Consider the following 11,205-nt stretch of genomic DNA (forward strand, 5'->3'; position numbering starts at 1 on the left):
ACGACGGCCGGGGATGGAAGCGGACATGGGTGAACGGCAGAGCGACGGGAGGCATCCCGCCGGCCGGGCCGTACCTCCGGTCGCCGCGCGGCCGGGCGCCGGGACGTCCCCTTCGGCCGGTGCGGACGCCGAGTCCCTCGTCGAGGCCCTGCTCACCGCCGTGCGCGACCACCCGGTCGATCCGCGCGGGGAGAAGAGCGCCGTCGCCGCGTTCCTGGCCGCCCGCGAGCAGGGGGCGCACGGCGCGCCGGCCCGGCGGCGGGACGACTGGCGGACGTGGGAGCAGCGGCGGGGGAGACGCTCGCTGCGGGCCGCGCTCGCCGCGCTGTTCGCCGGTCTCGCGCTGGGCGGTGTCGCGGTGGCGGCCATCGGTTCCGGGGGCCTGTCGCCCGGCGGAGACGAGGACCGGGACCGGACCCGCCCCTCCAGCGCCCCCGCGGACCACTCCGGCGTACAGCCCGGCGCCACCGGGGCGCCCGGTGGCACGAGCCCGTCAAGCCGTCCCCCGGCCGCCGCGGACACGGAGGCGCACTGCCGCGCGTACGAGGCCGTCGGCGGCCGGGGCAAGTCCCTCGGCTCGACGGCCTGGCGGCGCCTGATCGCCGAGGCCGGCGGCGCGGAGAGGGTCGAGGCGTACTGCGCCGGGCGGCCGGCCTCGGCGAGTGCGCGCGCCGGCAAGCCCGGCAAGGGCGCCGGGAGCGGCCGCCCGATCCCCTCGGCCGAGGCGACCCGTCCGACGCGGCCGGCGGACCCGACGCGGCCCACCGAGCCGACCAGGACGGTCCCGGCCGCGCCGGGGGCGTCGAAGGGCAACGGCAGGTCGGAGTAGGCCGTGTCCGCCCTTGGGGCGCGCGGAGCGGGACGGGAACGAGCGCTGGCTCCGAAGCGGCCGCCGGGGTCCGGGGCGGTTCTTCACGGAGCGGCCGTGGACCGGCGGTTCCTCGCGGGCGGCTGCGGTCCGTGGCCGCCGGACCGGTGTGCCCCGGGCGGTCGGGGTGCGGGGCGGTTCCTCACGAAGTGGCTGCCGGGGTCCGGAGCGGTTTCTCACGGAGCGGCTGCGGTTCGCGGGCGCCGGACCGGTGTGCCCCGAGCGGGCGGGGTCCGGGGGGCCTCACGAAGTGGCTGCCGTGGTCCGGGGCGGTTTCTCGCGGGCGGCTGCGGTCCGTGGACGCCGGACCGGTGTGCCCGGAGCGGGCGGGCCGGGGGCGTGTTCCCCCGCTGTCGATGGCAACTTCCGGGGTCGCCCTGGTCCAGCAGGCGTATGAAAGGCCTCTGGTCAGGCGCATTGCTGTCTGGAGCCGGCTCTTGCTGTCCGTCGGACCGGGCCCGCTTCCAGGCGTTTCCAACTGCCCCTGACTGCTGCCGGCCGCACGCTGGGCACATGCGGTCAGGGGCAGCCGATGCCAACCGTCGGAGGGGGGATAATTCCATTAGACGCAGATCTGTCGAAGTAGAGTTAGACGAATACCGTCGCAGTCGATGTGTGGGAGAGCGTGTGAGGACAGGCCTGCCGAACAAGCCGGACGACGTGATCGACCGTGACCGGGAGTGGGGTTTGCTCGCGGAGTTCCTCACCGATCCGGATCCGGCGATGCGGCTCGGTATCGTGTCGGGGCGACGGCGACACGGGAAGTCGTACCTGCTGCAGGCCTTGTCCGAGCAGGTCGGCGGTCTGTACGTCACCGCGGTCCGCGAAGAGGGGCGGCTGCCCGCGATCCAACGGTTCAGCGACGCGGTCGCCACGCACGCCGGTCTGAGGCCAGGCAGTCTGCGTCTGACCGACTGGCGTGACGTGTTGTCCAACGCACTTGATGTGACGGCCCGCTCGGCGCATTCGCTCCTGGTGATTGACGAGTTGCCCTACCTGCTCCAGCACTCGCCCGAGATTCCGGGACTGCTTCAACAGCTGTACGACGAACGGCAGCGCGGCATCCGGCGTGGTGCTGGGCCGGGGCCGCGATTGATCCTGTGCGGCTCCGCGATGAGCGTCATGCACGAACTGCTCTCGGGAACCAAGCCGCTGCGGGGCCGGGCAGTTGTCGATCTACGACTGGGCGCCTTCGACTACCGCGACAGCCGGGACTTCTGGCAGATCGTCGACCCGCTGACCGCACTGAAGGTGCACGCGGTCCTCGGCGGGGCGCCCGGCTACCGACCGGTGGCCGGCCGACCGCATCCGGACGACGGCTTCGACGCGTGGCTCACCCGCACACTGCTCGATCCGGGCCGAGCGGTGTACTCGCGCACCGAGACCGAGTATCTGCTGCGCGAGGACCCCAGGATCACGCAGCACACCCTGTACTACGACATTCTCACCGCGATCGCGAACGGCGCCACCACGCCCAGCAAGATCGGCGCTGCCCTGGAGCGGCCGCGCAATGCCGTCGCTCACCCCCTGGGCGTGCTGGAGTCCACCGGCTACATCCGCCGGGAGCAGGACATCCTCCGCTCCAAGCACCCCGTCATCACCCTCGCCGACCCGGTCATCCGCTTCAATCAGCTCATCACTCTCCCCCAGGCCGCCGCCGTGGAGCAGGGCTTTGCCGAGCAGGTCTGGGAGCAAGCGGCCCCAACCTTCAACTCCAAGATCCTCGGACCCCACTTCGAGGACCTGGCCCGAGACTTCACCCGCCGTTACGCGCACTCCTTGCTCCCGGGCGGGCTGCCCGGGCCGGTCGGTACCACCGAGGTCGCCGACCAGGCCGCCCGGACCAAGCACGAGGTGGACGTCATTGCCCTGGCCGCAGGCGAGCGCCCGCAGGCTCCCCGTGCCAGGATCGCGGTGCTGGGCGAAGCCAAGGCAACCGCCGCCCGCCGGGGGACCGGTGACCTGGAGCGCCTGGAGCGTATCCGTGCCCTGCTCGCAGAGCAGGGTCACGACACCGCTGCCACGACTCTGGCCCTGTATTCCTTGCACGGCTTCTACCCCGACCTCGTCGATCTGGCGAGTCGTCGCGACGACGTCCTCCTGGTCGATCTGCCTGCTCTCTACGGCAGTTGACCCGCCAGCCGGGGATCGTGCCGAAACCAGCCGGGCCATGGGCGGAACAGCGCGACGCCGGTCTGCTTGCAACAGTTGTCGGAGCGCACCTGGTCGGCCTTCTGGGCGAGCGCTGAGTCGAGGGGGCGCGAGAGCCGACGTCTGTGACGGGTCGGGGCCCGGCGCTGGAAAGGATCACATGAAGTGGCCGGCTTGCTGGTCACGCTCGTAGCGGCATCTGTGCAAAAGCTCAGGTCGGGGCCGCGTTCTCCCGTTGCCGATGGCAACGGCCGGGGCCGCCACCCCCCACAGGAGAGGCCCCGGCCGTCGCGCGGCACGGGCCGCGCGGCGGCCCGTACTCTCTACAGCGCCGTGGGTGCGCTTTCTGTCACACCCCACCGCGTCACGAGTTAGTTGCATGTTCTACGGACATGGACGAGGAGCGGTTTCACGCCGTAACGTGCCTTTCGCGCCGGACTGCGGACCGGAGCCACATCCACGAAGGGCCCACGGACCGCGACCATCCACTGAGGGACCACGACGGCGAGAACCCGGTCCGCGACAGCGGCGCCGGCCGAGGCGCAAGAGGGGCGCGGTGCTGGGGGACGACGCGGAGCTGACCGCCGCGGTGCTTGCGGCACAGGACGGGGACGAGACCGCGTTCCGGACTGTGTACCGCGCCGTGCACCCGCGGTTGCTCGGGTACGTACGGACGCTGGTCGGCGACCCGGACGCGGAGGACGTCACCTCCGAGGCCTGGCTCCAGATCGCCCGGGACCTGGAGCGGTTCAGCGGGGACGCCGACCGGTTCCGCGGCTGGGCCGCCCGCATCGCCCGCAACCGCGCCCTCGACCACATACGCATGCGCGGGCGTCGTCCCGCGATCGGCGGCGACGAGACCGAGCTGACCGGGAAGGCCGCCGAGTCGGACACCGCGGGCGAGGCCATCGAGGCCCTGGCCACCGACAGCACCCTCTCCCTCATCGCGCAGCTCCCGCAGGACCAGGCCGAGGCGGTCGTGCTGCGGGTCGTCGTCGGGCTCGACGCCAAGACCGCGGCCGAGACGCTCGGCAAGCGTCCCGGCGCCGTCCGCACGGCGGCGCACCGCGGTCTGAAGCGGCTCGCGGAGCTGCTCGGCGCGGATGCGGAATCCGCTGGCGCCCTCGGCGCCGTACCCCCACAAAGAGAGCCGCGTCCCCGCGCGGTGACGTCCGCCGGTGTGACGCATACGCGTGCGCGGACGCAGAAGGACATGTGATGGCCGACGAGCAGTACAGGTGGCTGGACCGGGACGCCGCGGAGCGGCTGCTGCGCGGGGAGCCGCTGGAGACCGTCGACGCCGACACCCGCGAGCAGGCGGACCGGCTGGCCGGGGCCCTGCGGGCGCTGTCCTCCGCACCCCCGCTGAGCAGCGCCGAACTCCCCGGAGAAGCCGCCGCGTTGGCCGCCTTCCGTGCCGCTCGCACGGGCGCCGACGACGAGGCCGCGCTGCCCGCCGGCGAGCGCCGTGGCCGCACCGCGGACGCCGGTCTCGTACGCCTCGGCCGGGTCGCGTCGGCCGGGCGGCGGTCGTCCCGGGTCCGTCCCGCGCGGCTCGGTCTGGCCGCCGTGCTGGCCGCCGGAATGATCGGCGGAGTCGCGATGGCGGCGCAAAACGGAGTGCTGCCCACGCCGTTCGGCGGGCACGAGCCGGCACCGGCGGCCTCGGTCTCCGCGGGGGCGACGCCCCGGCAGCCCCTGCTCTCCCCGTCGCCCGGCGCCACCGGCGGCCGCGGACCGGACGCCCCCTCGCCGGACGGCTCCACGCAGGGCGCGTCCGGCGGCTCCCGGCACGACGACGCGGGCGGCGGAGCGGCGAGCGGACAGCCCGACCCGGACGAGAAGGGCACGTCCGGCCGCTCCGACGACAAGCGCGGCGGCCTGCTCGCGTCCTGCCGCGACCTGCGCCAGGGCAAGCAGCTCACCCCGGACCGCAGGCGTGCCCTGGAGGGGGCGGCCCAGGGCTCGGGCCGGGTGAAGAAGTACTGCGACGGTGTCCTCGGGGACGCCGACGGCCGCTCCGGCACCGGCCGGGGCTCCGGGCAGGAGAACGGCGGCAAGGGCGACAACACCGATAAAGGCGATAAAGACGACAAGGGAGACAAGGGAGGCAAGGGCGCCAAGGGCGGTGACGACGACGGCCATCACATAGCGCCGGGCGGCAACCACCACCGGGAGAACGGCGAGTCCGGGTATCCCACGTCCGCGGCCTTCGCCCCGCCCGTCGCGGGTCCCGAGCCGGTGAAGCCCGTCAGGTCCGGACCGTCACCGGTCGCGAGCCCGGCGCCGGTCTACAGCGCGCTGCCGGTACCGGCACCCTCCTGAGCTGCGCGAACCTCTCGCCGTACATGCACCGCAGGGCTCTGACCTGCGGTTTCGTATTTCCATGAACTTTTTTCCGCAGGGGTGTGACGTTTTCGGCCGCCGGGGCGCAGTACTGAGTGAGCCGACTGGTCATCGGCCCTCGCATCGAGCCGGGGTTCCCCCCGTACCCACGGCTCGCTGCACCGAGGCGCGGGCGGGACACGTTCCCCCGGTCCCGCCCGCGCCCCATCTCCTCGCTCCGGGCCCGGTCCGTCACCAGTAGACGACGACCTTGTCGCCCACGGAGACCTGCGCGAACAGCGCCGAGACCTTCGCCTCGTCCCGTACGTTGACGCAGCCGTGCGAGCCGCCCGCGTAGCCCCGCGCCGCGAAGTCGTACGAGTAGTGCACCGCCTGGCCCCCGCTGAAGAACATCGCGTACGGCATCGGCGAGTCGTAGAGCGTCGACACGTGGTGCCGGGACTTGAAGGAGACGGTGAACACCCCCTCGCGGGTCGGGGTGTACTGCGAGCCGAAGCGCACGGCCATCGTCGAGACGGTGCGCCCGTCGATCATCCAGCGCAGGGTCCGGCTGGTCTTGCTGATGCACAGCACCCGGCCGGTCAGGCAGCGCGGGTCCGGCTTCGCGGCGGGCTGCCCGCCGAAGGCGTACAGCTCCCACTTGGTCGGCTCGTGCGTCATGCGCTCCAGCCGCCGCCAGGTCGCGGTGTCGGTCTCGCCGGTACGCGGCAGCCCGCGCTTGCCCTGGAAGCCCTCGACCGCGGCGACCGTCGCGGTGTCGTACGTCCCCGTGGGCCCCTCGAACAGCCAGGCGAGCTGGCGCAGGCGGGCCTGCACCTCGCGTACGTCCGTGCCCCGGTCGCCCGCCGACCAGAGCACCTTCGTGCGGGCCGGCGCCGCCGGGGCGGGCGCGGTCGTGCCGTCGTCGTCCTTCCCGCCCGTGTCCTTCGCCGGGCCGCCCTTGCCGTCGGGCGTGCCGGTGACGTCGATCCGCACCAGCGGCGGCTTCCCGTCCGCGGACCCGTCGGCCGCCGCCTTGCACCCGGCGACGGCGGCGAGCGCCACGAGGACGGCGACGCCCCTCCGCATCCCCCTGCTGTGCATCCCGGCCCCTGTCGTCTCGGAGATGGCCCGCCACGGCTGTGTCACCTGAGATGCTCCCCCCGTGCGGCCGGTTGCGAACCAGGCGGCATTGCCGGGCGGCGTACCGGCGGCAATAGTCGGTACAGGACGCCCCGGCGTCCGCGGACAGGGACCGGACGGGTCTGTGAGCAAGGTCCCAGCGTGGGCCTCTCCACCGCGCGCACGCCCGCCGCTACAGTCCGTCGCAAGGGTCGTCTGTACTAGCGAGTAACCAAGCAAGCGGAGGCACACACCATGGCGCGCGAGTCGGAGTCCGGACTGCCCATCGAGCCGGTCTACGGACCGGACTCCCTTGCGGACTGGGATCCTGCGGAGAAGCTGGGCGAGCCCGGGAAGTACCCCTTCACACGTGGCGTGTACCCCTCGATGTACACCGGCCGCCCGTGGACGATGCGCCAGTACGCCGGCTTCGGCACCGCCGTGGAGTCCAACGCCCGCTACAAGCAGCTGATCGCGAACGGCACCATGGGCCTGTCCGTCGCCTTCGACCTGCCCACCCAGATGGGCCACGACTCCGACGCGCCGATCGCCTCCGGCGAGGTCGGCAAGGTCGGCGTGGCCATCGACTCGATCGACGACATGCGCATCCTGTTCGGCGGCATCCCGCTGGACAAGGTCTCGACGTCGATGACGATCAACGCACCCGCCGCGCTGCTGCTGCTCATGTACCAGCTCGTCGGCGAGGAGCAGGGCGTCCCCGCGGACCAGCTCACCGGCACGATCCAGAACGACGTGCTGAAGGAGTACATCGCCCGCGGCACGTACATCTTCCCGCCGAAGCCGTCCCTGCGGCTGATCGCGGACATCTTCAAGTACTGCCGGGCCGAGATCCCGAAGTGGAACACCATCTCGATCTCCGGCTACCACATGGCCGAGGCCGGTGCCTCTCCCGCCCAGGAGATCGCCTTCACGCTCGCCGACGGCATCGAGTACGTGCGCACGGCCGTCGCCGCCGGCATGGACGTCGACGACTTCGCCCCGCGCCTGTCCTTCTTCTTCGTCGCCCGCACGACGATCCTGGAGGAGGTCGCCAAGTTCCGCGCCGCCCGCCGCATCTGGGCCCGGGTGATGCGCGAGGAGTTCGGCGCCAAGAACCCCAAGTCGCTGATGCTGCGCTTCCACACGCAGACGGCGGGCGTGCAGCTGACGGCGCAGCAGCCCGAGGTGAACCTGGTCCGCGTCGCCGTCCAGGGCCTCGGCGCGGTGCTCGGCGGCACGCAGTCGCTGCACACCAACTCCTTCGACGAGGCCATCGCGCTGCCCACGGACAAGAGCGCGCGCCTGGCCCTGCGCACCCAGCAGGTGCTCGCCTACGAGACCGACGTCACCGCCACCGTCGACCCCTTCGCCGGCTCGTACGTGGTGGAGAAGATGACGGACGACGTGGAGGCCGCCGCCGTCGAGCTGATGGCGAAGGTCGAGGACATGGGCGGCGCGGTCAACGCGATCGAGAACGGCTTCCAGAAGGGCGAGATCGAGCGCTCCGCCTACCGCATCGCCCAGGAGACGGACTCCGGCGAGCGCGTGGTCGTCGGCGTCAACCGCTACCAGCTCGACGAGGAGGAGCCGTACGAGCCGCTGCGCGTCGACCCCGCCATCGAGGCCCAGCAGGCGGAGCGGCTCGCCCGGCTCCGCGCCGAGCGCGACCAGGTGGTCGTCGACGCGGCGCTCGCCGACCTGAAGAAGGCGGCCGAGGGCACGGACAACGTGCTGTACCCGATGAAGGACGCGCTGCGCGCCCGGGCGACGGTCGGCGAGGTGTGCAACGCCCTCCGGGAGGTCTGGGGGACGTACGTGCCGACGGACGCGTTCTGACCCGTCCCGCCGTGTGAAGGCCCCGAGCGGAGTGTCGTACCCCTGTGCGACACTCCGCTCATGCTTGGCGTCATCGACCTCCCCACCTACCTCGCGGGCCTCGTCCTGATCGTGCTGCTCCCGGGTCCGAACTCGCTCTACGTCCTCTCGGTGGCCGCCCGCCGAGGCGTGCGCAGCGGCTATCGCGCCGCCGCCGGTGTCTGGTGCGGCGACGCCGTGCTGATGACGCTGTCCGCGGCGGGCGTCGCCTCGCTGCTCCAGGCGAACGACGTGCTGTTCGGGATCGTGAAGTACGCGGGAGCGGGTTACCTGACGTGGCTCGCGGTGGGCATGCTGCGGGCCGCGTGGAGCCTGTGGCGGACCCGGCGGGAGCGGGCGGAGGTCCGGAGCGCCGAGCCCGTGCCGGTCGCCGGGGAGCGGCCGTTCCGGCGGGCGCTCGTGGTGAGCCTCTTCAACCCCAAGGCGATCCTGTTCTTCGTCGCCTTCTTCGTGCAGTTCGTGGACCCCGGGTACGCCTACCCGGCGCTCTCCTTCGTCGTGCTGGGCACCTTCGCCCAGCTCGCGAGCTTCCTCTACCTCACCGCCCTGATCTTCGGCGGTACGAAGCTGGCGGCCGCCTTCCGCAGGCGCAAGGCCCTGTCGGCGGGGGCGACCTCGGCGGCCGGCGCGCTGTTCCTCGGCTTCGCGGTCAAGCTGTCGCTGGCCAGCTCCGTCTAGGCACCGCCGGGCGCGTGCTCAGCGGCGTCCGGCGCTCCCCGTGACCCGGGCGAGGTAACCGGCCGCGCCCTGTGCCGAGTCGCCGGCCCAGCCCACGTAGCCGTCCGGGCGGACCAGGAACACGCCCGTGCCGTACGCCTCGTAGGCGGGGATGCGGACCGTGCGCGGCGCGACCCCGTCGAACGACGGCAGGCCGGCGTCCGTGCCCACCGCCAGCAGGGTCCAGTGCGGGCCGCGGAACTCGTCGAAGAGCCGCACGCCGCCGCGCCGTCCGTCCGGGGCGCGGTCCCCGGCGTGCAGGGCGTCCTCGGCGAGAGCGGTCCTGGTCTCCTCGGTGAGCGCCGAGTCCCGGTAGCCCAGGCCCAGTTGCATGGTCGCGGCGCCGCGCCTGACCTCTCCGCGGTGGACCTGGGTGGACAGCCCGAGCACGCTCGCGGCGACGGGCCTGCGCTCGTCCTCGTAGGAGTCGAGGAGCGCGTCGCCCGCTCCGCCGGTGAGCACCGCGGCGAGCTTCCAGCCCAGGTTGTAGGCGTCCTGGACGCTGGTGTTGAGGCCCTGCCCGCCGGCCGGGGAGTGGAGGTGGGCGGCGTCGCCCGCCAGGAAGACGCGCCCCTCGCGGAAGCGTTCCGCCAGCGCGGTCCGGGGCTGGAAGGCCGAGGCCCAGCGCACCTCGGTCACGGCGTCGGGCGACAGATGGGAGCGTTCGGCGACGACCTCGCGCAGGCCCTCCAGCGACAGGTCGGGCGTCACGCCCGGCGGGAACTGGGCGGTGACCTGGAAGTCCTCCGTGCCGGCCAGCGGGCAGAGCGCCAGGAAGCCTCCGCCGTCCGCGGGCGGGAACATGTGCCAGTTGTCGCGGTCCAGGCCGGTGATGCGGACGTCGGCGACCAGGGTCGGCTGCGGGTCCACGGTCTCGCCCCGCATGCCGATGCCGAGCGAGCGCCGTACGGCGGACCGGCCGCCGTCGGCGGCGACGGCGTAGCGGGCGCGGACCGCGGGTCCGGCGGTGAACGAGGCGGTGACGCCCTGGGCGTCCTGCACGAGAGCGGTGAGTTCGCGGCCGAAGGCCACGTCCCCGCCCAGCTTCCGCAGCCGGGTGTGCAGGATCTGCTGGGTCCGCCACTGGGGCAGCATCCAGGCCCACAGGTACGGCTCCGCCTCCGTCGGCGTGGGCTCGTCGAACATCCGGTGCTCGCCCTGGCGCACGCCGTCCCGCCAGATCATGCCCACCGGGTAGTGGCCGCCCGCCGCAAGGATCTCGTCCAGGACCCCGAGGTCGTCCATGACCTCCAGGGTGCGCGGCTGGAGACCCTTGCCACGCGACCCGGGGAAGAGCGCGTCGGCGCGTTCCACGAGCAGGGCGCGCACTCCGCGCCTGGCCAGGTCGACGCCCAGGGCGAGGCCGGTGGGACCGGCGCCGACGATCAGCACGTCCGTCTCCACGACGTCCGCGGACATGTCCTTAACGCTGTTAAGTTCCATGTGCCGCAGCATGCACTTAACGGCGTTAAACTGTCAACCGTGACTTCGAAGAAGGCCCCCAAGCTGGACAAGCGGCTGGTCGCCGGCACCGCCCTGCGGCTGCTCGACGACGTGGGTCTCGACGGGCTCACCCTGCGCGCCATCGCCAAGGAGCTGGACGTCCAGGCACCCGCCCTGTACTGGCACTTCAAGAACAAGCAGGCGCTGCTCGACGAGATGGCGACGGAGATGTACCGCCGCATGGTGGCGGACGCGGACGTGCCCGCCGACGCCACCTGGCAGGAGCGGCTCCTGGGCGCCAACCGGGGCCTGCGCGCGGCGCTGCTCGGCTACCGCGACGGCGCCAAGGTCTTCAGCGGCTCCCGCTTCACCGGCATCGACCACGCGGCGCGGATGGAGGAGCAGCTCCGCGTCTTCACCGGCGCGGGCTTCACGCTCGCCCAGGCGGCCCGCGCCACGTCGACGACGTACCTGTTCACCATCGGCTTCGTCATCGAGGAACAGGGCATGCAGCCGCCGCCCGGTCAGTCCGGCGAGGGCTTCGACCTGGCGGAACGCGCCGCGCGCCTGGCCGACTACCCGCTCGCCGCCGCCGCGGGCCCCGTGATCTTCCAGGACTACGAGCAGGGCTTCGAGGAGGGACTGCGCCTGCTGATCGCGGGCATCGAGGCCCGCTACGGGATCGCCTGAGCCGGCGCGGGCAT

General features: G+C 72.8%; 9 protein-coding genes. 7 read left to right on the forward strand and 2 right to left on the reverse strand.

Annotation, left to right across the window (positions count from 1 at the left end):
* Window positions 1-25 precede the first annotated feature (25 nt).
* From ACZ4VA_RS22925 to ACZ4VA_RS22940, 4 genes are all read left to right on the forward strand, one after another.
* On the forward strand, window positions 26-829 hold the full coding sequence (locus ACZ4VA_RS22925) for a hypothetical protein (protein WP_468082438.1): 804 nt from the start codon (window positions 26-28) through the stop codon (window positions 827-829).
* Between the two features lie 762 nt (window positions 830-1,591).
* Window positions 1,592-3,001: an AAA family ATPase gene (locus ACZ4VA_RS22930; protein WP_468082448.1), complete on the forward strand. Its 1,410-nt coding sequence runs from the start codon at window positions 1,592-1,594 to the stop codon at window positions 2,999-3,001.
* Between the two features lie 574 nt (window positions 3,002-3,575).
* Window positions 3,576-4,238, forward strand: a complete 663-nt coding sequence (locus ACZ4VA_RS22935; protein ID WP_355795791.1) for an RNA polymerase sigma factor — start codon at window positions 3,576-3,578, stop codon at window positions 4,236-4,238.
* Window positions 4,238-5,344 (forward strand): extensin, encoded by a 1,107-nt coding sequence (locus ACZ4VA_RS22940; RefSeq protein ID WP_468082439.1) that lies wholly within the window; start codon window positions 4,238-4,240, stop codon window positions 5,342-5,344. The genes ACZ4VA_RS22935 and ACZ4VA_RS22940 overlap by 1 nt, the downstream gene beginning before the upstream one ends.
* 252 nt (window positions 5,345-5,596) lie before the next feature.
* Here the strand turns inward: ACZ4VA_RS22940 and ACZ4VA_RS22945 are convergent, their stop codons facing one another.
* Window positions 5,597-6,448, reverse strand: a complete 852-nt coding sequence (locus ACZ4VA_RS22945) for a L,D-transpeptidase family protein (RefSeq protein WP_389391250.1) — start codon at window positions 6,446-6,448, stop codon at window positions 5,597-5,599.
* 273 nt (window positions 6,449-6,721) lie between these two features.
* Here ACZ4VA_RS22945 and ACZ4VA_RS22950 point away from each other — a divergent pair, with 273 nt between their 5' ends.
* Complete coding sequence (locus tag ACZ4VA_RS22950; RefSeq protein ID WP_355782530.1) at window positions 6,722-8,302, forward strand: acyl-CoA mutase large subunit family protein; 1,581 nt, start codon at window positions 6,722-6,724, stop codon at window positions 8,300-8,302.
* A 60-nt stretch (window positions 8,303-8,362) separates the two neighbouring features.
* Window positions 8,363-9,019 (forward strand): leucine efflux protein LeuE, encoded by a 657-nt coding sequence (leuE, locus tag ACZ4VA_RS22955; RefSeq protein ID WP_355782527.1) that lies wholly within the window; start codon window positions 8,363-8,365, stop codon window positions 9,017-9,019.
* An 18-nt stretch (window positions 9,020-9,037) separates the two neighbouring features.
* Here leuE and ACZ4VA_RS22960 read toward each other — a convergent pair whose 3' ends face one another.
* A complete protein-coding gene (locus ACZ4VA_RS22960; protein WP_468082440.1) occupies window positions 9,038-10,501 on the reverse strand; it encodes an FAD-dependent monooxygenase in 1,464 nt (487 codons plus the stop codon).
* A 39-nt stretch (window positions 10,502-10,540) separates the two neighbouring features.
* On the opposite strand from ACZ4VA_RS22960, the gene ACZ4VA_RS22965 reads away from it, so the two are divergent.
* Window positions 10,541-11,191: a TetR/AcrR family transcriptional regulator gene (locus tag ACZ4VA_RS22965; protein WP_355795627.1), complete on the forward strand. Its 651-nt coding sequence runs from the start codon at window positions 10,541-10,543 to the stop codon at window positions 11,189-11,191.
* The last annotated feature ends 14 nt before the right edge of the window (window positions 11,192-11,205 follow it).

It is taken from the genome of Streptomyces sp. NPDC028308, from assembly GCF_055565855.1.

Bases quoted from the DNA above. Each gene is read 5' to 3' on its own strand.
- ACZ4VA_RS22950 (WP_355782530.1), top strand. From the start codon at position 6,722: ATGGCGCGCGAGTCGGAGTCCGGACTGCCCATCGAGCCGGTCTACGGA.
- ACZ4VA_RS22930 (WP_468082448.1), top strand. From the start codon at position 1,592: ATGCGGCTCGGTATCGTGTCGGGGCGACGGCGACACGGGAAGTCGTAC.
- ACZ4VA_RS22945 (WP_389391250.1), bottom strand. From the start codon at position 6,448: ATGCACAGCAGGGGGATGCGGAGGGGCGTCGCCGTCCTCGTGGCGCTC.
- ACZ4VA_RS22960 (WP_468082440.1), bottom strand. From the start codon at position 10,501: ATGGAACTTAACAGCGTTAAGGACATGTCCGCGGACGTCGTGGAGACG.
- ACZ4VA_RS22940 (WP_468082439.1), top strand. From the start codon at position 4,238: ATGGCCGACGAGCAGTACAGGTGGCTGGACCGGGACGCCGCGGAGCGG.
- ACZ4VA_RS22925 (WP_468082438.1), top strand. From the start codon at position 26: ATGGGTGAACGGCAGAGCGACGGGAGGCATCCCGCCGGCCGGGCCGTA.
- leuE (WP_355782527.1), top strand. From the start codon at position 8,363: ATGCTTGGCGTCATCGACCTCCCCACCTACCTCGCGGGCCTCGTCCTG.